The 24482-nt window shown below is 38.7% G+C and carries 14 protein-coding genes; 13 read left to right on the forward strand and 1 reads right to left on the reverse strand.

The annotated features are described in order from the left end of the window. Nucleotides 1-9 precede the first annotated feature (9 nt). From OQZ33_RS11475 to OQZ33_RS11515, 9 genes are all read left to right on the forward strand, one after another. Nucleotides 10-1452, forward strand: coding sequence for a RagB/SusD family nutrient uptake outer membrane protein (locus OQZ33_RS11475; RefSeq protein ID WP_265799166.1), 1443 nt, complete (start codon nucleotides 10-12; stop codon nucleotides 1450-1452). Further along, nucleotides 1442-2626, forward strand: a complete 1185-nt coding sequence (locus tag OQZ33_RS11480; protein WP_265799167.1) for a sialidase family protein — start codon at nucleotides 1442-1444, stop codon at nucleotides 2624-2626. The genes OQZ33_RS11475 and OQZ33_RS11480 overlap by 11 nt, the downstream gene beginning before the upstream one ends. A 1-nt stretch (nucleotide 2627) precedes the next feature. After that, complete coding sequence (locus tag OQZ33_RS11485) at nucleotides 2628-4265, forward strand: sialidase family protein (RefSeq protein ID WP_265799168.1); 1638 nt, start codon at nucleotides 2628-2630, stop codon at nucleotides 4263-4265. A gap of 18 nt (nucleotides 4266-4283) precedes the next feature. Next, nucleotides 4284-5210 carry a dihydrodipicolinate synthase family protein gene (locus OQZ33_RS11490; RefSeq protein ID WP_265799169.1) on the forward strand — a complete coding sequence of 309 codons (927 nt, stop codon included), beginning with the start codon at nucleotides 4284-4286 and terminating at the stop codon, nucleotides 5208-5210. Nucleotides 5211-5254: 44 nt separating this feature from the next. Beyond that, complete coding sequence (locus OQZ33_RS11495; RefSeq protein ID WP_265799170.1) at nucleotides 5255-6715, forward strand: LamG domain-containing protein; 1461 nt, start codon at nucleotides 5255-5257, stop codon at nucleotides 6713-6715. Beyond that, the gene (locus tag OQZ33_RS11500) at nucleotides 6715-7812 is read left to right on the forward strand and encodes a galactose oxidase (protein ID WP_265799171.1); all 1098 of its coding nucleotides are present in this window, start codon (nucleotides 6715-6717) and stop codon (nucleotides 7810-7812) included. The genes OQZ33_RS11495 and OQZ33_RS11500 overlap by 1 nt, the downstream gene beginning before the upstream one ends. Nucleotides 7813-7849: 37 nt before the next feature. Beyond that, entirely contained in the window at nucleotides 7850-9079 is a 1230-nt protein-coding gene (locus OQZ33_RS11505) for an MFS transporter (protein ID WP_265799172.1), read from the forward strand. Continuing rightward, a complete protein-coding gene (locus OQZ33_RS11510) occupies nucleotides 9079-10479 on the forward strand; it encodes a sialate O-acetylesterase (protein WP_265799173.1) in 1401 nt (466 codons plus the stop codon). The genes OQZ33_RS11505 and OQZ33_RS11510 overlap by 1 nt, the downstream gene beginning before the upstream one ends. Before the next feature lie 160 nt (nucleotides 10480-10639). Continuing rightward, on the forward strand, nucleotides 10640-10909 hold the full coding sequence (locus OQZ33_RS11515; protein ID WP_265799174.1) for a hypothetical protein: 270 nt from the start codon (nucleotides 10640-10642) through the stop codon (nucleotides 10907-10909). Between the two features lie 133 nt (nucleotides 10910-11042). Here OQZ33_RS11515 and OQZ33_RS11520 read toward each other — a convergent pair whose 3' ends face one another. Then, on the reverse strand, nucleotides 11043-11510 hold the full coding sequence (locus tag OQZ33_RS11520) for a nuclear transport factor 2 family protein (protein ID WP_265799175.1): 468 nt from the start codon (nucleotides 11508-11510) through the stop codon (nucleotides 11043-11045). A gap of 354 nt (nucleotides 11511-11864) precedes the next feature. On the opposite strand from OQZ33_RS11520, the gene OQZ33_RS11525 reads away from it, so the two are divergent. From OQZ33_RS11525 to OQZ33_RS11540, 4 genes are all read left to right on the forward strand, one after another. Next, nucleotides 11865-16220: a hybrid sensor histidine kinase/response regulator transcription factor gene (locus OQZ33_RS11525; protein ID WP_265799176.1), complete on the forward strand. Its 4356-nt coding sequence runs from the start codon at nucleotides 11865-11867 to the stop codon at nucleotides 16218-16220. 131 nt (nucleotides 16221-16351) lie between these two features. Further along, on the forward strand, nucleotides 16352-18865 hold the full coding sequence (locus OQZ33_RS11530) for a glycoside hydrolase family 95 protein (protein WP_265799177.1): 2514 nt from the start codon (nucleotides 16352-16354) through the stop codon (nucleotides 18863-18865). A 491-nt stretch (nucleotides 18866-19356) separates the two neighbouring features. Then, entirely contained in the window at nucleotides 19357-22572 is a 3216-nt protein-coding gene (locus tag OQZ33_RS11535) for a SusC/RagA family TonB-linked outer membrane protein (protein WP_265799178.1), read from the forward strand. An 18-nt stretch (nucleotides 22573-22590) separates the two neighbouring features. Further along, complete coding sequence (locus OQZ33_RS11540) at nucleotides 22591-24390, forward strand: RagB/SusD family nutrient uptake outer membrane protein (protein ID WP_265799179.1); 1800 nt, start codon at nucleotides 22591-22593, stop codon at nucleotides 24388-24390. The last annotated feature ends 92 nt before the right edge of the window (nucleotides 24391-24482 follow it).

The following is a 24482-nucleotide window of genomic DNA, read 5'->3' on the forward strand; positions in this document are numbered from 1 at the left end:
AAATATACAATGAGAAAGCAATTATACATATACACCGCTATTTGCTGTTTAGTAAGTTTTGCAAGTTGTAAAAAAATACTAGATGCACCTCCAGTATCGAGCATAACCAATGAATCTTATTGGAAAGCTGAGGGAGATGTAACCGGATACATGACAGGTATCAATGCTGATTTTAGGAACTTAATGAATACAACCCTATACTTTGAAGACCGAAGTGATGTATTTGTTTTAGGATTAGAAGGCGCAACAACTACGGCTTGGGCGCAAAATTTAACGCCACTAAATGCACCAAATTGGATTAACTTTTATAACCTAATCCATCATTGTAATTTGGTGATCAAATATGCACCAACCATTACAACAGGTACAGCTGCAAATATCAATAGAGCGCTTGCGCAAGCTTATTTTATCAGGGCTCATACCTATTTCTCTTTAATTAGAACTTGGGGTAATGTTCCAATTGTATTGCAGCCAACAGAAAGTGCAGAAAGAGATTTGCCGGCTCGTGCACCTGCAAACGAAGTAATGGCCTTAATTCTTTCTGATATCGAAGAGGCACTTAAGAATTTCCCAGAAAATGGATTTGTGAATAAAAATAGGGTTTCTAAACCTGCAGTTTATGCGCTAAAAGCAGATGCTTTACTATGGAAAAATAAAGTGTTGGCGGGTACCACAAGCGACCTCGAGGCAGCCATTACAGCAGCTGATTTAGCTTTGGCTTCTGGCGCTTCGCTATTAAGTAATTTTAGTGAAATTCATGCAACTGATAAGAGAAAAAATGCAGAAATCATATTTTCATTCTATTTCTTACGTGATGAAAAATCTGACCAATATGGCAGCAGGTTAAAACCACGAGATATTTTTGTTGCTGCAGCTACAAATGTTGCGCAATTGCCTTTTTCAAAAAACGGTGCTCGTAGTGTATATGCACCAAGTGCGAAAATTCAAATTCTTTTTGCGGCAAATGATGTTAGAAAGGCAAATTCTTTTATAACAGCGGTTGATGCAGCAAATAATGTGATTGGCGTTTTCGATAATAAGTTTAGAGGTACAGCTTATCCAGATGACCGTTATTATGAAAATGAGATTGTACTATACAGAGCAGCAGAAATGATCTTATTTAAGGCAGAAGCTTTAGCAGCATTAAATAGAATTCCAGAGGCTAAAACAGAGTTAGATAAAGTACGTTTGAGAGCAGGAATAGGAGTTTATACAGGTGCGATGGATAAGTTGTCATTCGAAAAAGAATTACTGAACGAACGTGGAAGGGAGTTTTGGATGGAACTTAAAAGATGGCCAGATTTGGTTAGATTTCACTTTGGTGGCACCATTAATATTTATAACGAAGTGCCAAATCTTTTAGGGAAATCTATACCGTTGTTTTCTCCAATTCCAAATACACAAATATTCTTAAACCCGAACTTAAAACAAACAGAAGGTTATGTTAACTAAACAAAAATATAAATATCAGTTGATCATTTGCTTGTTTGCTGTGATAGCTATTCTGGAAAGCTGTGGTAAAGAAACCGGGCCAATTGCGGAGCCTAAACCAGCGCCTGCACCAACTACAGGCAATACCAGCTATAACCATATCTACAAATCAAACGAAGGTGGTTATTACTGTTTCCGAATTCCAGCCATAATCAAAACTAAACAAGGTACTTTATTAGCATTTGCTGAAGCCCGCAAAAATAATTGTGGTGATGAAGGAGATATCGATATGGTGGTAAAACGCTCTACTGATAAAGGTAAAACTTGGAGCGCATTAAGTGTAGTATGGACTGATGGAGAAAACACTTGTGGTAACCCAGCTCCTGTAGTAGATGAAGTAACTGGAAAGATACATTTACTAATGACCTGGAATTTAGGTACTGATGATATTTCTACCATAAATAATGGCACCAGTAAAGATACCAGAAGAGTTTATAAAACCTCATCTGTTGATGATGGTGTAAGTTGGGCTTCACCGCAGGAAATTACTACTGATGTTAAATTGGCCGCATGGGGTTGGTATGCAACTGGTCCTTGTCATGGTATTCAAATTAACAAAGGCACTTTTAAAGGCAGGCTTGTAATCCCTTGCGATAACATAGAAAAAGGTGCTGGTAGAAAAGGTTATTCACATGTAATCTACTCAGATAACAATGGCGAAACTTGGAAACTTGGAGGTGTAACGCCACCAATTGCTGTAAATCCTAACGAAAGCACAGTAGCCGAACTTGCTGATGGAAGTTTGATGCTAAACATGAGGGTTTCAGGTAATAATAATTTAAGAATGAAAAGTATAAGTACAGACGGAGGAATAACTTGGTCGGTACCTGTTGATGCCCTCGGATTGGTAGATCCAGTTTGCCAAGGTAGCATAATTTCTACCACAGTTGGTACGCAACATACGCTTCTGTTTTCTAATCCATCAAGCATTACCAGAACAAATATGACCATTAAAATGAGTACAGATAATGGTGTTACTTGGCCCAAAGCTTATTCTGTATTTACGGGGATGTCGGCTTATTCAGATCTTGTGATGATCGAAAACAATGAAGTTGGAATATTGTATGAGGCAGGAACAGCTAGGTTCTCAGATGGAATTGCCTTTAGAAATGTAAATGTATCAGAAATTAAATAATATGATCAATCAACTTAAGATATCGCTATTATTCTGCTTGATGCTAGCTTTTACATCAGTAGATGCTCAAGAAAATATTACGCAACAGAAATATCAGTTACCTCTTTTAATTGGAAAAGATTTTAATCCGGTATTACGTTTAGCCGTTAACATCTCCAAGGATAAAACACTAAATGAACTTGAAATTAATGTTCCTACCAATGGTGCAGATATAGATCAGGTCCAGCTTTTTGCATTAGATCAGGATACTACTTTTATTACTTCAGCCAAGCTAGAAAAATTATCACCTATTGCTACAGTTAATGGGAATAGCTCAAAAGTGCTTTCGCTTGAGTTAAATAAAGCTTTAAAATCAGGGCAGCATTTTTTCTGGCTTACTTTAAAGCTAAAAAGCAATGCAGATCTTCAGCATAAAATCAATTTAACAATAGGTGCGGTAGTTTTAGATGGTAAAAAAGTAAAGGTTACTCCATTAGGTAAAACGATTAGCCAATATGTTGCTGTCGCTTTACGTCAGCATAATCAAGAAAACATTCACACTCATCGCATTCCGGGCATCGCGACAGCAAAAGATGGTAGTTTGTTAGCCGTTTACGATGCACGAAGAACAAAAGGCGGCGATTTGCAAGGTGATATTGATATCGGTTTATCAAGAAGTGTAGACAAAGGCAAAACTTGGCTTCCAATGCAAGTTGTTTTAGATATGGGTGCATGGGGTGGTCTTCCAGAAAAATTTAATGGCGTTTCTGATGCTTGTATTCTGGTAGATAAAAATACGGGTGACATTTTCGTTGCCGGACTTTGGATGTATGGTGTCATCAATAAAGATGGTAAATGGGTTGAAGGATTAAATGAGCAAAGTACAGATTGGAACCATCAGTGGCGAGATAGGGGATCGCAACCAGGTTTTGATGTAAAACAGACCTCACAGTTTATGATTACCAAAAGTTCTGACAATGGAAAAACATGGAGTAAGCCTATAAACATTACCAAAATGTGCAAAAAGGAAGAATGGTGGCTTTGGGCGCCTGCGCCAGGTGCGGGGATAACTTTAAAAGATGGTACGTTGGTGTTTCCTACGCAGGGAAGAGATGCTACGGGTAAGCCATTTTCAAATATCACCTACAGTAAAGATCATGGTGTAACATGGCAAACCAGCAATGCAGCTACAGAAGAATCGACCACAGAAAATATGGCGGTAGAATTAGCAGATGGTTCGGTGATGTTAAACATGAGGGCAAACTCCAATCGCACAGATACAAGTGAAAATAACGGAAGGGCAATAGCGGTAACAAAAGATTTGGGTAAAAACTGGACAATACATCCTACATCACACAAAGCTTTACAAGAACCAACCTGCATGGCAAGTATTTTACGTCATGATTATACGGTTGGTAAAACTAAAAAATCAATACTTCTCTTTTGCAATCCAGATTCTAAAGTGGCCCGAAATTACATCACGCTCAAAATGAGTAATGATGATGGCAAATCATGGGAAAGAAAAATGCTTTTTGATGAATGGAAGGGTAGAGGATATTCTTGTATCACTAGTGTGGATGAAGAAACAATTGGCGTATTGTATGAAAGCAGTCAGGCAGATCTTGTCTTTCAAACAGTTAAATTAAAAGATTTGCTATAATAGATTTAGATCAAAAAAATGAATAAGATAAAAGGACTAATTGCTGCAACTTTTGCAGCTTACAACATAGATGGAAGTATTAATTTATCGATTATTCCAGCAATAGTTGATAAAATGATCGAAGATGGATTAACTGGCGTTTTCATTTGCGGAACCAATGGTGAAGGACCAAATCTGACAATAGACGAAAGAATGCAAATTGCTGAAGCTTACGTTAAAGCTGCAAATAAGCGTATTTTAGTTTTGGTACATGTTGGCCATAGCTCTATTGCAGAATGCAGAAAATTAGCGGCCCATGCCGAACAAATTGGCGCAGATGCTATATCGTCTGTTGCGGCTTTTTACTTTAAACCAAATTCTGTTAAAAACTTGGTGGCTTGTATTGCAGAGATAGCATCAGCAGCGCGAAATACGCCATTTTACTATTATAATATCCCTACTTTAACTGGTGTGGCAATGGATATGGTAGATTTTTTAGAACAAGCAGAAACAGCTATACCTAACCTTGCTGGAATTAAATATACAGCTTCAACCCTACATGAATATCAGGCTTGTTTAGCCTATAAAAATGGAAAGTATGATATACTTTTTGGCTTTGATGAAATGTTGCTTCCAGCTTTAGCTGTTGGCGCAAAAGGTGCCATCGGCAGTACTTATACTTTTGCAGCACCACTCTATTTAAAGGTGATGGAGCTTTATGAGCAAGGCAGAGCAGATGAAGCGGCAGCTATGCAACTTAATTCGGTAAACATGGTGCGTTGTCTGGTAAAATATCCACCAATTCCGGCTCAGAGAGCAATCATGAAAATGGAGGGTTTCGAATTAGGTAATTGCAGATTGCCGCTGGTGGCTTTGAGTAAAGAAGATGAAGATAATTTCAAAAAATCACTGGAAGAAATTGATTTTTTTAATGTAGTTAAAGAGGCATCCACTTTAAAATACTAATTGTATGAAATTTAAATTTTTACCATTAATCGGCCTAATTATATTTGCTTTGGGCTGCAAAAAAAGATAAACTTTTTAAGGAGTTAACTCCAGATTTTAGTGTGGTTTCTACACAGATTTTGGCTGGAGAAAATGTTGTTTTTACCGATATTTCTGAAGGGCAACCATCTTCATGGAGTTGGGAATTTGAAGGTGGTACTCCGACAACTTCTGAACTTTCTGGACCTACGGTAACTTACAATCAGCCGGGCACCTACGCAGTAACTTTAACAATTAAAAATAATGAAACTACTGCGGTTGAGAAGAAGGTTGGCTACATCACAGTAAGTTACAGAGACATTACGGCTGATTTTACTGTTGGTGCAACTTCAGTAAAGCAGAATGAAAGCGTAACTTTTACAGATAAAAGTTTAGGTATGCCAACAAAATGGGCATGGGAATTTAAATCTGGTGCAACAGTATTAACCTCAACAGAACAAAATCCTGCGATGACTTTTCCTGTTCCAGGGATTTATACCGTAACGTTAACGGCTACCAATCCAAAGGGATCGCAAACCGTTTCAAAGCCTAATTTGCTTACGGTTATAGATATCACCTCTGTTGAAGCAAATTTTGATAGTGATCAAACCGCTACCTACACCGGAGGAAGCATTAAGTTTAACGATAAATCTATTGGGACTGCTACTTCTTGGGCATGGACATTTGAAGGTGCTTCGGTTACCAGTTCAACAAGTCAAAATCCTACGGTTACTTACCCAAATGCTGGTCGTTATAAAGTAAAACTGGTTGCCTCTAACACTGCAAAAACATCAACAATAGAGAAAACAGCTTATGTATTGGTTGTGCCTGGAGGCTCACTAACAGCATTTTATCCACTCAATGGAAGCATTAATGATGCAGGACCATCTAAATTGGTTTCAACAAGTGTAGGTACAGTTACTTTTGATGCCGATAGAACTGCAGCTGCTGGTAGAACGGGAGTTTTCAATACTACTGGTGGTTTCATCGTGCCTGATAATGAGGCAATGAACTTTGGAACTGGAGATTATTCGGTGTCAGTTTGGATGAAAACCTCAACTCAACAACGAGGAATGATTTGGCAGGAAAGTGGTGCAAAAGGGAGTGGAGATAACCAAACCTGGGTGCGTATTTTGGGTACAGCAACCAATCTAACTTCATTTTCTACGGAAGATGCTACAGGCGGATCTACCATCAATTTAACCACCGCATCAAATGGCGCTGTTTCTACCACAAATGATGGGGTTTGGCATCACTTTGTAACGGTTCGACAAGGTGTTACAACAACTTTTTATATAGATGGTGTTAAAATAAGAGAGGCAACCGCTACTGCTGTTAAAACTACATCTAACAATGGAACGTTTAAAGTTGGTATGCAAGAAGGAACAGCTGGTTATAGCAATCAATATAATGGCTTAATCGACGATTTAATTATCTACAAAAAAGCCCTTACTCAAGCAGAAGTTACCGCACTTAAAAATTTATAATGATTAACCTTAAATATTTATTTGTCTTCTTTATGATGCTTACAACTTTAAATGAAAGTGTGGTGCAGGCGCAGTCTGTTCAGAAATTTGATTGGCAGCAATTACCAGCCATCCCTAATAAAATAGGTTTTGCAGGCTCATTTGCAGGTGTAGCTGGAGATGCATTAATTGTAGCTGGAGGGGCTAATTTTCCAGATGGTGGCGCCCCATGGACAGGATCAAAAAAGGCATGGACAGATGAAATTTTTGTATTGGATAAACCTGATGGTAGCTGGAAATCACTTGCCAAACTGCCTCAAAAAATGGGCTATGGTGTATCGGTAAACTATAAAAATACTTTAATAATTATAGGTGGAAGTAACGAAGAAGGGCATCACCAAGATGTTTTGCAGCTTCATTACGAAAATGGTCAAATCAGATTTGATCACTTACCAAATTTACCAGAACCCATTGCCAATACCTGCGGCGTTTTAGCTGGAAACGTAATTTATGTAATGGGAGGTATAAAAACGCCAGATGCAAAAACTGCAGGCAATAATTTTTGGGCACTCGATCTCGCTGCAGATACCAAAGTTTGGAAGCTTTTACCAAGTTGGCCGGGTGAGCCAAGAATGTTAAGTGTTGCTGGAGCTCTTGGAAATTCTGTCTATATTTTTAGTGGGGTTACTTTAATTAACGGCGAACGAAAGTATTTGAACGATGCTTACCGTTACACGCCAAATAAAGGATGGGAAAAACTAGCTGATTTACCAAGTTCGGTAGCCGCTGCACCAACGCCAGCCTTTTCTAGTAAAAAGCAACTCCTCATTTTTGGAGGAGATAATGGTGAACTAGCTTCAAAAGCGGCAGAGTTAAAAGATAAACACCCTGGTTTTTCTAAAGAAGTTTTAAGCTATAATCCTAAAACAAATAGTTGGAATAAAATAGGGGAGATCAAAACAGATATTAAAGATGATGCTACTAAAAATCCAAATGGAAGTTTATGGGCCCCAGTAACCACTACCTTAACGGTTTGGCATGGTAAGGTTATTTTACCAGGGGGAGAAGTAAGACCGGCTACAAGAACACCAAATGTATTAATGGCGATACCTCAATAAATAGTTTAAATTATAAATCATTGCTATCCAAAAATTCATGAATAATTCAACACATAAAGTATCTAGTTATGCATGGCTAATTGTAGGTCTGTTATGGATAGTAGCCTTCCTCAATTATCTAGATCGTATCCTAATTACTTCCATGAGAGATCCGATTGTTGCAGATTTCTCTCTCACAGATGCGCAGTTCGGTTTACTTACGGCTGTTTTTCTTTGGTCTTATGGAATATTCAGTCCGTTTGGAGGATTTATTGCGGATAAATACAGCCGTAGAAAGGTAATTGTCTTTAGCGTATTTGTATGGTCGTTAGTTACACTGTGGACAGGTTATGCCTCTTCATTTCATGAAATGTTACTGACAAGATTTTTAATGGGAATAAGCGAAGCATGTTACATTCCGGCTGCTTTGGCATTAATTACAGATTACCACAAGGGACGAACCCGGTCTTTAGCCACGGGCTTACACATGAGTGGATTATACGCTGGCTTGGCATTGGGTGGTTTGGGCGGTTATATAGCAACTATTTGGGGATGGCGTTTCGGTTTCCACGCATTTGGTGCATTCGGAATTGTTTACTCCATCATTTTATTATATGTTTTAAAAGATCAGAAAGAACCAATAACTAAAACAGATGAATTGCCAATTGCTGAAAAAATCACTCCGATTGGTGCTTTAAAGGTGCTTTTTAGTGAGCGGTCATTTTATATTTTGTTGTTTTACTTTGCAGTATTAGGTATGGTAAATTGGTTGGTTAATGGCTGGTTACCTACTTTTTTGAAAGATCATTTCAAATTAGACCTTGGCGCTGCCGGATTTTCTGCAACAGGTTATATTCAAATAGGTTCGTTTATAGGCGTAGTAGCAGGTGGAATATTAGCAGATCGGTGGACACGTAAAAATGAAAAAGGTAGATTATACATGCTCATTATTGGTTTCACCTTAGGTGCTCCGTTTTTGTTTTTAATGGCTTCAACAAATGTGTTTGCCATTGCAATTGTAGCCATGCTGATATTTGGATTGGCAAGAGGATTTAATGATGCTAACCTAATGCCAATTTTAAGACAAGTAGCTGATGGTCGTTTTATTGCAACAGGTTATGGCTTACTCAATTTTTTAAGCACAATTGTTGGCGGTTCAATGGTTTATGTGGGCGGTGCATTAAAAGATGCACAAATTGATCTTTCGGTCATTTACCAAGTTGCTGCGGTCATCATGTTAATCGCAACATGGAGTTTGTTTGCGATAAAAATTAAAAAAACCAGTTAATGAAAAGGTCTTTAATCATTACACTTTTTTTTGTTTGTTTTATCCAGTTGGCAAAAGCGGAAGTAGTTTTGCCAGCAATATTTGGCAACGGTATGGTTTTGCAGCAAAAGGAAGCAGTGAGTTTTTGGGGCAAGGCAAAACCAAACGCATCGTTATTAATTGCCACATCGTGGAATAAAAAAACATATACCGTTAAGGTAAAAGCAGATGGAAGTTGGAAAACGTCGATTACTACTCCCCAAGCTGGAGGTCCATTTAATATTACCCTTAATGATGGCCAAAAGATTATTTTAACTGATGTGCTGATTGGTGAAGTTTGGGTGTGTTCTGGTCAATCTAACATGGAAATGCCAGTTAAAGGGTTTGATAACCAGACAATTTTAAATGCCAATGATATTTTGTTGGAAGCGGAAGATCCGGGAGTTAGGCTTTTTAGAATAGAGAAAAATATGAGCAGAGCTCCATTAACTTCTATTCAAAGTAAATGGGAACATACTGATGCCAAATCAGTTAAAGAATTTAGTGCAGTAGGTTATCAATATGCCAGGCTTTTACAGCAGGTGCTAAAAGTTCCAGTTGGCATTATTCAGACGGCTTATGGAGGTACTGATATTGAGGCATGGATGACTAAAAAAAGCTTAGCTGGATTTGATGATTTTAAAAATCCTCCAGATAGTGCCAAGATGATAAAAAATGATCCGGCTGTACTTTTTAATGCAATGATAAATCCCATCATTGGTTTTACAATTAAAGGTGTAATCTGGTATCAGGGAGAAAATAATAGGGTAAACCCTTTAACCTACGACCGTAAAATGGCAGCAATGGTTAAGGAATGGCGTAGCCTTTGGAAAGCAGGTAATTGGCCATTTTATTATGTTCAAATTGCTCCTAATGTATATAAAGATTATAAAGATAATATTCCGTTATTGTACGAAGCACAAGCTAGGGCCATGTCTCTAATTGATAATTCTGGTATGGTGGTAAGTGTAGATGCTGGTAGCCAAAAGACAATTCATCCACCAAATAAAACAATAATTGCCAAAAGATTAGCTTATTGGGCACTGGCGAAAACCTATAACAAAGAAGGTATTGCTTATATGGGTCCGGTTTATAGTTCGCTAAAAATAACGGCTGATAAGGCAATTCTTAGTTTTGATCAAATTCCACTTGGACTTACTGCTTATGATCAAAAGTTAGTTGGGTTTGAAATTGCTGGTACAGATAAAGTTTTTGTTGCTGCAGATGCAGCCATGGTAGGTAAAACTATAGTTGTGAGCAATGATCGGGTGAAAGAACCAATTGCGGTAAGGTATTGTTTTAGAGATAACCTAAGCGGAAATCTTTACAATGTAGAAGGATTGCCAGCTGGTCCTTTTCGTACAGATAATTGGAATAAATAAATAGCTTTAAGCATAAGTGATGCCTAGTCATTATATATCGATGTTCAAATTCACTTTTCAATCGTTATAGCTGTTCGCTTGGTGCCCGACGTTATATTTTTCATTTACTGTATTAGTTTTTTATGGGCAGGTGATTTCCCGCAGCAAAATGCCCAATTTAATGTATTTGACTACTTTCATTAAGAAGGCTGATCGGGATGCACATTGGGCAGCTTTCGGTCCAGAGTATAAAAAGATCAGCGGTTTGCCACAGTATGAACATAATGTGTCCAAAACGTCACCTTATTTTTATATCCAGCAGATTATTCTGAATTTTAAACGGACCGGTTTCCTGTTGCTATTGCTTTTGGAAGTCGGGTTTCTTCGGCAAGCTAAACGTTTCCAAATGGTCAGCGATGACGAAAACCTAGCCAAATTCATTTTAGAGTAGATATACTCAATTCCGATTATTCAAATGACAATGTATATGGCTTTGAAATTCAATGCGTTATTTTTTTACCAAAAACATACCTCAGTTACACTAAATTAACGCCTCCTTCTTAAAATTTGACTCTCAACAATCACTATAATTTGCCAGTAGCATTTATGGGAAACAGATTTTCATCTACCTGGGTGCCCTGGCCGGCTACTCTGCACCATTTGCCTTGCTTTTTATGATAAACTTCCAGCCGTCTAACCTTAATATCTACATCTTTGCCTTCAATTCCTAGCTTAACTTGGATGAGTACATTCACAACTGCCACCGTTCCTTCGTAAATCCTAATGATTTCTTGTCCGGCAATGGGCATGACAGATTTAAAGACAACTTTTTCTTTTTTCTGTGCTTCTATCCATTGCTGGCGGGTGAAGGAAATATCACCTTTTGGCCCAACTGCAATAAAATCATCACAATCGATTACTGTACCGGGTTTCTGGCTGCGCAGCAATTGTTTTATTTCTAACCGCTCTTTCGGATAACTGGTTGTATCTACCTGCGCCTGCGCAATAAGGGTCAGCAGGAAAAGTATAGCCGTGCTAAAGATTGTTTTCATTGTAGGGATGTTTTTAAATTTGAGATATTAATATTTATTTAAAAATAAACATCTTTTTTCGATATTAATATACTTACAATTAGTAAGTTAACTCAATAATAGAAATTAAATGTCATGCCAGTTAACATTCCTCTTTTTCAGGATGCTTATTCTCATGGATACAAGAAAAGACTTAATTGAAATTAGCACTTCAAATAAATTTGTAAATAGACTTAAAGGGATTGAGCAGATGACGCTAATTTAAAACGAAACTAAAATTGATTGTTTTGAATTATTCACTACATTTAACCGTAGTCCATTAGATTTTTCGGCACTGCAGATTTACCAAATAAAGTACAGTTTCCTAAACCGGATATGAGCCGCTTAACTTTTCTCTTTTCTTTTTTCTTTCTACTCTCATGCATTCAGGTAAACGCCCAACTGACTTTCAAAAGTGATTTTTATTCAACAGAAAATGGCCTTTCTCACGATGCGGTGACAAACATCATGAAAGATCGTGAAGGTTTCATTTGGGTTGGCACCTGGAATGGAATTAACCGCTTTGATGGCCATCATTTCAGATCATTCAAATCTTTTCCAGGAGATCTTTCGAGGTTAAAAAACGATAGGATTGATCAAATTGTAGAAGATTTTGGAACAAATTTGTGGATTAAAGCTTATGATAATCAGATCTACCGTTTCGATAAAGTTAAAGAACAATTTAACCTGTTCAGCATTAAACATGGCAAAAAGGTACTTTTTAATAGGATAAAGGTTGGCAACGGGGGCGAAATATTTTTAATTACCAAAAATGATGGTTTAGTTGTCATCCCAGATCCGAAATTCCCCGAAAAATATGAACATTTCTCTACGAGTTCATCCTCTTCGGTAAGATTTCCATCTAACGTTGTCAATTTTGTTCAGGAGGATGCTCAAAAGAAAATTTGGATCTCTACTGACAAAGGTCTTATTTGTTTAATGAAGCGGAATAAAGGTTTTTTGCAGTTAAAACTTAATGCCAGCATTTTTAGTGGCGAGGATTTTGTTTCCTCTGCAGAAAGTAAATCCAGCCTTTATTTCGGATCAGCCACTGGAAATCTACTCGTGGTAAATAAATCTAATCTGTCAGCAACTATAAACCGGATATCTAAAGGCAAAATTAATAGCATTTTAGCGTCGAAGTTTAGTGAAAATATTTATGCTTCAACCTCTGTTGGAGAACTCATTACCGTAACTGCTAATCCATTTAAGGTTGTTCGAACAAGCCAGGCAGGTGAGAAATTGGCTTGGATGTTCGAAGATAAAACAGGCTTAATCTGGATTGAACCTGAAAATAATGGCGTAATCTCCTATAATCCAAAAACCAATAGTTTCAATAAAATAACGGCAACAAGTGATGATGGCTATACTTATAATGGAACATACTTTAGGGCCTTTGAAGATAACAAGGGAAGGGTTTGGGTGAGTATGAAAAATGCCGGGTTAGGTTATCTGGAAGGCGATAAAACCAAATTTAAAATATTCAATAGCGGTAAAAATCCGTCATTCGATAATCTGCCAAATGCCGTTACAGCGTTATTTTATGAAGGTGACGGCGTAATCTGGTTTAGCAGTGTAGATCGGGGAGTGAATAAAGTAGTGCTCCAGGAGGGGTTTTTTAAACAAAAATTTCCGACAGAAAAAACGATACAAAGATCGGATAATGATGTGCGTGGTATTTTGGTAGACCGTAAAAACCGCCTTTGGCTTGGGCAGAAAAGTAGGAACATTTATGTGCTAAAGGATGGAAAGCAAGTCCCTATTAAATTTGATGATCACGAAAAGAATGCTTTAGGTGCGGTATACTGCATTTTAGAAGATAGTAAAAACAATATTTGGTTGGGTACAAAGGCAAATGGTTTATATCTGGCTAAGCCCTTAAATGCAGAAAGAACCAGTTATTCACTCACTCATTTCAAAAAAAATCAATCACAGCCCTATTCCTTAAATAGCAATGAAATCTATTCTCTCCTGGAAGATAAATTTGGAAAAATTTGGATCGGTACTTTCGATGAAGGTTTAAATGTAGCCATTGTTAATGGGGGTAATACTAAGTTCTTGCATAAGCAAAACGGTTTAAAAGGCTACCCGCACGAAGGTTTTCAAAAGATTAGAACCTTAGCATCAGATGGAGCCGGAAATATATGGATTGGAACTACAAGTGGCTTAGTGGTTAAGGATGCGGGTTCTGCTGGTGCTCCAGGTTTGCGATTTGCGAACTATGCTAAAATGCCTGGTGTGCAAAATAGCATTGGAAATAATGATATCCAATTTATTTTCCGAGACCGTAAGAATAGCATGTGGTTAAGTACCTCTGGTGGTGGTCTGGATAAGGCATTCGTACAGAATCCTTTTAAAAAAGTGAGTTTTAAAAACTATACTACCCAGCAAGGGCTTCCGAATGATTACGTACTAAGCAGTACGGAGGATCGCCACGGCTATATCTGGGCCGCTACGCAAAACGGACTATCAAAATTTGATCCTGTAAAAGAAGAGTTTACCAATTATGGTACTTATAACGGCTTACCTAAAGTCACTTTCTCTGAGTCGGCAAGCCAGCGTTTTGCTGATCAATCTATTGTGTTTGGCACCAATCGGGGTTATATTCATTTCCATCCGGATAGTATTTTGAATAAGAAAAGTGCTGCAAAAATGGTGTTCACTAATTTGCAGGTAAACAATGTTGATCAGTTTCCAGATTCGAATGGCTTAATCAACGCCGATATTAATTATTTAAATAAGCTGGAGCTAAATTATGATCAAAATATTTTAAGCATTGATTACGCCGTACTGGATTCGAAGAAAGGAGCTAAGCAATTATATGCTTATCGTTTACGGGGCTTTGAACAAAATTGGAATATTAATAGGGAAAGGCGAAGAGCCACCTACACCAATTTGCCGCCGGGTAAATATGTATTTGAGGTAAAAAGCTTGGATAACGAAAGTTTCATCCATCTCCCATACAAACAGTTGGCCGTTACCATTTTACCTCCACCTTGGAAAACATGGTGGGCTTACTTCATTTATATTTTAATTGCCTTAGGGCTTATAGAGGGAGCCAGGAGAATTATCTCAACCATGATCAACCTTCGAAACAAGATTACCGTTGAGCGGAAGATGGCAGAATTAAAAAGCAACTTTTTTAATAATATATCTCATGAACTACGCACCCCACTCACGTTAATTTTGAATCCCATTGAAGAAATTGGAAAAAACGAAGCCTTAAGTCCTCAGGGATTTAATCAGATTGAAATTGTAAAAAAGAACTCTAACCGAATGATACGTTTTATCAATCAGCTTTTGGATTTCAGAAAGCTGGAAAGTGGTAAGGCGAAGTTGCAAATCGCTCATTTCGATTTAACTATGCTGGTTAAGGATGTATTGACTTATTTTCGCGAAACTGCATTGCAACGCAATATTAGCCTTAGCCTTATACCAAGTGATTTAGCCTTTAATATCTGGGGTGATAAGGACAAATTAGAGATTGTAATTTATAACCTGCTTTCCAATGCTTTTAAATTTAGTGCCGATCATTCAAATATTTGTGTGAAAATTGATAGTGACCCCTCAATGAAGTATGTTAATCTCTCACTTGAGGATCAGGGCGTTGGTGTGCCAGCAAATCAACTTAAAGAGATATTTAACCTCTACTACCAAGTCGATCATCAGAATGATATGAATCAAAAAGGCTCGGGCATTGGTTTGGCGCTTTCAAAAGAAATAATTGAACTGCATAAAGGGCAGATTTTTGCACATCAAAACGAAGATCGAGGCCTGACTGTAAAAGTGGCTTTGCTAACTGATAAATCTCATTTCGTTGGAGAAAATATAGAGTTTATAGAAAGCCAACAGGTTAGCCTGCCAGTTAAACAGGCGATGAAAGGAGAGGGGAAAGCCCCAGTGCTTAGTGATGATTTACAACCGAAAGCGAAGCTGTTACTGGTGGAGGACAATGATGATTTAAGAAACTTTCTGACTACCCAACTTAATCGGTTTTATGAGGTGGAGACGGCTGGAGATGGCGCCGAGGGTCTGCAAAAAGCCCAGAAATTAATACCCGATTTAATTTTAAGTGATGTGATGATGCCGGTAATGAGCGGTATTGATATGCTTGACCAATTAAAAAATGATATTTCTACCAGTCACATCCCTGTGGTATTGTTATCTGCAAAATTTTCAATTGAAGACCAGATTAAAGGCTTACAATATGGAGCTGATTATTATATCACCAAGCCTTTTAATAACGAGTTTTTAATGGCCGCTATTGCTGGTTTAATAAAGCAACGAAAAAGGATTTTTACCGAGTTGGTAGAAAACAAACATTTGCCGCCGCTTGAACCTTCGGATATTGTGATTACCGACAAAGATAAGCTGTTTATGGAAAAGGTAATTGAAATAGTGGAGCAGAACATGGAAAACACCGATTTCAACATCGATTCTGTTGCAGAAGCCATTGGCATGGGGCGATCTACCTTTTACCGGAAATTTAAAAGTTTGACAGATTTCGCCCCGGTAGAATTTGTACGCCACATGCGTTTGCAGAGAGCAAAACAATTTCTTGATGGCGGAGAAAAAAGTATATCGGTAATTGCCTATACCGTGGGCTTCACCAATGCCAAATACTTCAGCACTTGCTTTAAGGAGAAATACAAACTGTCTCCTTCAGAATATTTGAAATCAATAGGTGAGTAATTGATTTTGCCTAATACTCAAACCCCTTTGCACATTTTTTAAACCCCTTTTTATCCTTCTGATGATATTTTTGCTTCATTACTAACCAAGTATAAAGATTGTTGAATGTGTTCAGTATTCATCAATTTGCAATGGATAAGAAAGATATGAGAAGCATAAAAACCAGTATTCACCCTAGCAAAATTATTTTTGGCCTATTCCTCCTGTTAGCCTTTACGGGCAGCTCCTTTAATGCAGTTGCACAGCAGCTCCTTAAATTGCACTATGATAAACCGGCTCAAAATTGGAACGAAGCACTACCGCTTGGCAATGGCCGGTTGGGTTTAATGGCTTTTGGAAATCCTGAAAGGGAACATTTACAGTTGAACGAGGAAACCGTTTGGGCAGGTGAACCTGGAAACAATGTGCCAGTGAATACCTCAAGCCTAATAAATGAAATCAGGAATTTACTTTTTCAGGGTAAAAATCAACAAGCTCAAAATCTTTCCAATCAAACCTTTCCCCGCCAGGCGCCCGCTGATCTCAATTACGGTATGCCGTATCAAACCGTAGGAGATTTGTGGATCACTTTTCCAGGTCACCAAAACTATAGCAATTACTACCGCGATTTAGATATCAGCAATGCTACATCAACAGTAAGCTATCAGGTAGACCACACCACATTTACAAGAAAAGTGTTCGCGTCTTTTACTGATGATGTCATTATGATGAAAATTACTGCCGACAAGCCCAATAGCATCAATTTCACACTAGGCTTATCCAGTACCCAAAAAGATCACCAGATTAAAAATGACGGAAGTTATCTTCAGCTCTCGGGCAATAGTGGCAGTGTAGATAATAAAAAGGGAAAAATTAAATTCGAGGCATTAGTGGCCCCTGTTGTACAAGGTGGATTGATTAATAAAACTGATTCATCAATAACGGTGAGCAAAGCTAATTCGGTAATCTTTTACATCTCCATTGCTACAAACTTTAAAAACTATAAAGATTTGACCGCTGAGCCATTGATAAAGGCAAAATCGATTTTAAATAAAGCCATTGCTAAAAAATACGACGAGGCGCTTGCCACACATCAGAAGAAATACCAGTCATTTTTTAATCGCGTAAGATTAGAATTGGGAAATTCCGAGCAATCAAAAAAAACAACTGATGTTCGGGTGAGGGAATTTGCCGACCATAAAGATCCAGAGCTTGTGGCGCTTTATTTTCAATTCGGGCGATACCTTTTAATTTCAAGTTCACAGCCAGGCGGTCAGCCAGCAAATCTTCAGGGAATTTGGAACGATAAAAATTCCCCACCCTGGGATAGCAAATATACCGTTAACATCAATACGGAAATGAATTACTGGCCTGCTGAAATTACCAACTTATCTGAAATGCATGAGCCATTGTTTTCCATGTTAAAAGACCTGGCCACGACAGGTAAGGAAAGTGCATCTCAAATGTATCATGCAAGGGGTTGGAACATGCACCACAATACCGATCTGTGGCGAATTACCGGTATTGTGGATGGTGGTTTTTACGGCATGTGGCCAATGGGTGGCGCATGGCTTACACAACATTTGTGGCAACACTATCTTTTTACCGGCGATGACAAATTCTTAAGAGAAAACTATCCAATTTTAAAGGGTGCGGCCATGTTTTATCTGGATGTATTAAAGGAAGAGCCCAGAACCAAATGGCTGGTAATGGCACCGTCGATGTCGCCAGAAAATACTTATGAAAAAAACGTAGGCGTTGCTGCCGGAACCACTATGGATAACCAGCTTATTTTCGATACGTTTAACAACCTGATTAATGCTGCGAAAATCTTAAAAACCGACGGATCGTTCTCTGATTCTGTATCGACCGCATTAGCTAAAATGCCACCGATGCAAATTGGTAAATACAATCAATTGCAAGAGTGGTTACAGGATTTAGATAGGCCCGATGATAAACATCGACACATTTCTCATCTTTATGGCTTGTATCCTTCTGGACAGATTTCCCCGTTTCGGAATCCGCAATTGCTGGAAGCTGCCAAGAATTCTCTGATTTACCGTGGAGATAAGTCAACTGGATGGTCTATGGGCTGGAAGGTGAATTGGTGGGCCCGAATGCTGGATGGAAATAAAGCTTACAAGCTGATTTCCGATCAATTAACTCCAGCCCCGATGGAAACCAAAGGCCAGTCTGGTGGTACTTATCCAAATCTTTTGGATGCACACCCGCCGTTTCAAATTGACGGTAATTTTGGCTGTACTGCAGGTATCACCGAAATGTTGCTACAGAGTTATGATGGCAATATTTACCTGTTGCCAGCTTTACCCGATGCTTTGGCTAGTGGGAAAATAACAGGGCTTAAAGCTCGGGGAGGCTTCGAGGTTGACATGGAGTGGAAAGATGGCAAATTGAAGAAGCTCATTGTTCAATCCACCATCGGCGGAAACTGCCGGTTAAGACTTTCAGATCAGGTAAGTTTAAACGGAAATGCAAAGCTAGTAAAGTCAAAAGGAGAGAATACGAATAAGTTTTATCAGGTAAATAAAATCAAAAGTCCGATGTTATCTACAGAAGCAAAATTAAAAGGCATAGCAATTCCGAAAACTAACCTGTTTGATTTTGATACCATTGCTGGCGAGAAATATATTTTTAACGCTCGCTAATCCGAATTAAACTTCAAAAAATTTGGTTTTAAGAGTAATAGAGTGGATTTGCACAGAAAACAGACTATTTTGGTCAATTTTTTTACCCCATTTTTTGTAGCTCAATTTAAATTTGTTTATCAAAAATGGAGTAAGGCTTCGCCCTTGTCACATTTTATTGCTAACCAAATTTTCAAATTGTTAATCGTCTAAGAGAATCTTCTTAAGTAATAAATTCACAAGTCAACTTATTTTTTTACAACATCAGATTTATAACCAATTTTAGATTCTATTTATGCAACCGTTTGCATTGAAATCATTATCAAAGTAAAAACCCGGGTTTTCATCTTCGAGAGCCCAAGCTAACCAATTAAATTATGAGGAAAAACTACAACATCTATTTAAAAAAAGAGGCTTTTCAACGAGTGAGATTATTGAAGAGCCCAAAAGAGCTAAGCCATGATAATTTCTGCTTACAGTTATTTAATTGTTCACCAATCAACTGATCGAATATGAAATACATATACATTTTTATAACCCTAATTTTGTGTTCAGCACAAATTGCATGGGCGCAAAATCGAACAATTAAAGGGCAGGTAACCGATGAAAAAGGCGGTATAATAGTAGGCGCAACCATATCCTTAAAAGGCACCAACCGGGGAATTAATACTGATAGCGAAGGTAAATTCTCAATCGCAGTGCCATCGGGTGTGGCCACTTTAATGGTTCAGTTTGTAGGTTATGTTAAAAAGGAAGTGAATATTGCTGCCGATGGTACGACTGCTAAAATTACGCTTCAGGATGATGTTAATGTCCTCCAGGAAGTGACCATTGTAAACGTCGGTTATGGTACAGTTTCCCGAGAAGCCCTTACCGGTTCTGTTTCCTCTCTTCGTGCTGATCAGATTAAGGATATTCCAATTAACTCTGCCGAACAGGCTCTTGCAGGTCGGCTTGCGGGGGTGCAGGTAACCGCTACCGATGGCGCTCCTGGAACCAACGTACAGATCAGAATTAGGGGTGGGAGTTCTATCACACAAGATAATTCTCCATTATATATTGTTGACGGAGTGCAAGTTGAAAATGCGCTTAGAGCACTGTCACCTCAGGATATAGAATCTATTGATGTGCTAAAAGACGCAGCCTCTACCGCCATTTACGGTGCGAGAGGTGCAAATGGGGTAGTATTGATTACCACTAAAACCGGTAAGCGTGGAAAAATGACCGCTAGCTACAATGGTTTTGTAGGGGCAAGTAAAATTCTGGGTAAGTTAGATGTGCTGGATGCGACTGATTACCTTAAATATCAATATGAGCGTAGCCGCGGAAATGTGCTTGATAGTACTTCGTTCGTGAATAATTATGGTCCATTTGATACCCTTGAAGTGTATCGTGATAAAGGCCGCGACTGGCAAAATGAGGTTTTCGGAAAAGTTGCTTTGCAGCAAACGCATAACTTGAGTTTAAACGGGGGAGACGAAAAAATTAACTATAACCTAAGCTTAACCACCAATGGCCAGGAAGGGGTGATGATTAATTCAGACTTCGACCGTAAGCTTTTAGGTTTCAAAATGGAGTTAAGGCCGAATCAAAAATTCAGAGCTGGTTTCAATGTAAGATATACTGATGAACGAATTAATGGTGCCGGCGTATCAAGCCCGGGCTTGGCCAGGGATAATTTCCTGAAGAATACACTTTCCTATCGCCCGATAGATAGTAAAAATCCAACAGATATCGATTTTTATGATGCTCAATATCTTGCAGTTTCCGACCTGAGAAACCCGGTAATTAATGCCACCGCGGTTTACCGAAAAACTTTTGGGAAGAGATACAACTTGTCGGGTTATCTAAGTTATGCATTAACTCCTGAAATCACCGCAAGAATGACCGTTGGTTATGACAATAACAATTCCAGAACAAACAATTTCTATTCAGAAATTACTGGTCAGGCCTCGCTTTATTCCGCAATGCCAATTGCTTCAATATTAACGGGTGTAGTAAATTCGCTAAACAATTCAAATACTGTTACTTACAGTAAGAAGAATATTGCAAAACATCATGATATCGACGTATTGATTGGTCAGGAATCCTATCAAACCAGGAATGAGCAGTTTAATGCCGAAACTAGGTATTTTCCTTTAGGCATCAGTCCGGAAAAGGCACTATCCAATATGAATTTGGGAAATCCACCTGCAGGGCAGGCACAGCCTCGTCCTACAACGAACAATGTAATGGCCAGAACCTTTTCGTTTTTTGGTCGTGTGAATTATGGGCTAGACAAAAAATATTTGCTTACGTTAACGGCCAGGGCCGATGGTAGTTCTAAGTTTATGGATGGGCAACGCTGGGGGTTTTTCCCTTCAGGAGCGCTTGCCTGGAGAATTTCTGATGAGAAATTTGCACAATCTATCAAACCTGTGGTTTCTGATGCCAAGCTGAGATTGAGTTACGGTTCTACAGGTAATAACCGGATCAATGATTTTAGTTACTTACCGCTTTATTCTTCCAACACGTATTATGGATTGAATGAGCAACTTGTACCAGGCGTAGTACCCACACAGTTGGCTAATCCAAATGTGAAATGGGAAACTACAGTATCAAGGAACCTTGGACTTGATTTAAGTTTTTTCAAAAACAGAGTGCAGTTTACAACTGATATTTATTACAACAGTACCAAAGATTTATTACTGCAAAATCCTATTCCACAAACATCTGGATATACGCAACAAACCCAAAATATTGCGGCAACATCAAATCGTGGTATAGAGTTTCAATTGTCTGGATTGATTGTGCAAACCAAAGATTTCAGCTATTCAGCAAGTTATAATATGTCTTTCAATCGGAACAGGGTTGAAAAGCTTAATGATGGCATCACGAGTAAAGGTTATGCATCAGGTTGGGATAGCAATACAGGAAACGACTATTTAGTTGAAGTTGGAAAGCCACTTGGCCAGATGTACGGATACCGCTCAGACGGTTATTATAAAGTTAGTGATTTTAATTTTAATGCAACTACAGGGGTTTACACCCTCAAGCCAGATGTTGCTTCATTTTTTGGTGTAACCAGAAGCACCATTCAACCAGGTACAATGAAACTTTTGGATTTGGGTGGCTCGATCAAAAATCCTGACGGTAGTCCGGCGATTCATACTGATGAAGACAGGACGGTGATAGGAAATGCAGCGCCAAAATTTATTGGAGGCTTGAATCAACAGTTTTCTTACAAGAACTGGGACATGAGTATTTTCGTGAACTTTAGTGTAGGAAATGATATTTATAATGCGAATAAAATTGAGTTAACCAACTCAAGATTACGCGGTGTAAACTTATTAGAATCTGTGAATGGCAGATTTACCACGATAGATCAAAATGGTAAGTCGATTTACAATAACCCTGCAAAGCTAGAGGAATACAATGCCAATGCAACTACTTGGCGCCCGTATGAAAACAGTAATTTGTTTACCGATTGGGCTGTAGAAGACGGATCGTTTTTAAGGATCAACAATATTACGCTGGGTTATACGCTACCGACTGATCTGGCGAAGAAAATCAAGTTGTCTAGCCTTCGTTTCTATGCTACGGTAAACAATTTGGCTACCATTACCGGTTATTCAGGTTTTGATCCTGAAGTAAATACCCGTACAAATGGAGGATTAACGCCTGGAGTAGATTATTCTGCATATCCAAGATCTAGAACCATCCTTTTAGGAATTAACTTAACTTTTTAAAAACTAAAATTTCAGCATATGAAATTCAATAATATTAAAAGATTTGCCTTCGGAGCGATGTTGGCCTCTGCCATATTCAGCTTAGGCGCTTGTAAAAAGTATTTGGAAATTAAACCCGAATCTGCTTTTTCTCCTGAAGATATTTTCAGCAATGTTTCCAGTGCCAATTCGGCTATCATGGGCGTTTATCAGCTTTTAGCCGGAGATGATGGTTATGGCCAGCGCCAATCATTGGTGTTTGTAAACGATACCGATGAGTTTTCAAGAAGTGGCGATGTTGATGCAGGTGCCCGAGGACTTGCCCGCTACAGTGCTGATGCCGGGAATAGTGAGCTTGCCGCTACTTTCACCAGAGGGTTTCAGGGAATTGAACGTGCCAACTTATGCATCAAATATATCCCTCAAATGGCAGCTTATAACAATGGGTCTGTTTCAGATAAAAAAGAATTGAGAAGACTTTATGCCGAAGCTTTGGTACTAAGAGCAATTTATTATTTTGACCTGGTTAAAAATTGGGGCGATGTGCCCATGCAATTGGAACCTTCGGTTTCAGGAATGGATTTTAACCTTAGTAAAACCAATAGTGATGTCATTTACGATCAGATCTTAGGTGATATCGCAGTTGCCGAGCGCATGTTGCCTTGGCGCAAAGAAACCACTATTGATGAGCGGATTACCCAGGGTGCTGCCCGTGGAATGAGGGCCAGAATTGCTTTGTTCAGAGGCGGATATCAGCTGCGCCGGTCGTCAAAAGTGATGGAGCGTTTACCTGATTATTTAAAATATTACACAATGGCGAGAGATGAGTGCGATACGATAATGAAATCGAATCAACATGCCCTTAACCCTAGTTTTTATGATGTATTTAAAAAAGCCAATGAGCTCACTTTGGATAACGTATATGGCGAACGTATGCTAGAAGTGGCGCAGGCTGGTGGAAATGCCAACTATGACAGTAAACTAGGAAGAGCTAGTGGTACTCGTATTGCTGATGGATCTCGCTACGGACCTGGTGGTGGCGCATTAAACCCAACGGCTAGTTATTTTTATTCTTTTGATGTATCCGATCCGAGAAAAGAGGTGACGATTGCTCATTATAATATTGATGCGAATAATTTGAAAAGCCCAGCCAGAATAACGGAAATGAACGACGGAAAGTACCGTAGAGACTGGAGACCTATCATAGCAGGCGCTACCCAAACCCTGGGAATTAACTGGATTATGCTACGCTATTCTGATATTTTGTTGATGTACGCAGAAGCCGTAAACGAAATTAATGGATCACCTGATGCCTCGGCAATAAAAGCCTATGAAGATGTGCGCAGGCGGGCTTTCTCAGCAAATCCTGGTAAAGTAGGTGTAACTCCGACTTCTAAAACGGCTTTTTTTAATGCAATCGTACAGGAAAGATCATGGGAGTTAGGTGGCGAAGGAATCAGGAAATACGATTTAATACGATGGAACTTATTGGGAGCAAAACTTGCTCAAGCCAAAGCAGAAATGACGGCGATTGTGAATACGCCAGCGAAATATGCGAGGTATTTGTATTACAGAAATGTGGGGGAAGAGTTCGAATTCCTGCCGGGAACAGGTTATTATCTGCCCGATCCTGCCGTAGCACCTGCGCCATTATACAATTCCACCACGAATCCAACGGGATATATCCGTATAGATTGGAGGCAGAATTTAACCACTACAGCTGGTGGCGCAATAGAAAAGTTGGGGCGTACTTTTCAATCTAACCATTCCGAAGTTTTACCTATTCATAGGAGTATTTTGGATTTGAACCCCAACCTTAAACAAGATTATGGATATTAAATGCAATATCCCCTCTGAAAGCTAATGATTAAAATACAATGCCTGGCCTGAAAGTTGAGAAATTTGACGGCCTGGCTTTGTACCCTTAATGC

The sequence above is a fragment of the Pedobacter sp. MC2016-05 genome (genome assembly GCF_026239735.1).
GTDB lineage: Bacteria > Bacteroidota > Bacteroidia > Sphingobacteriales > Sphingobacteriaceae > Pedobacter.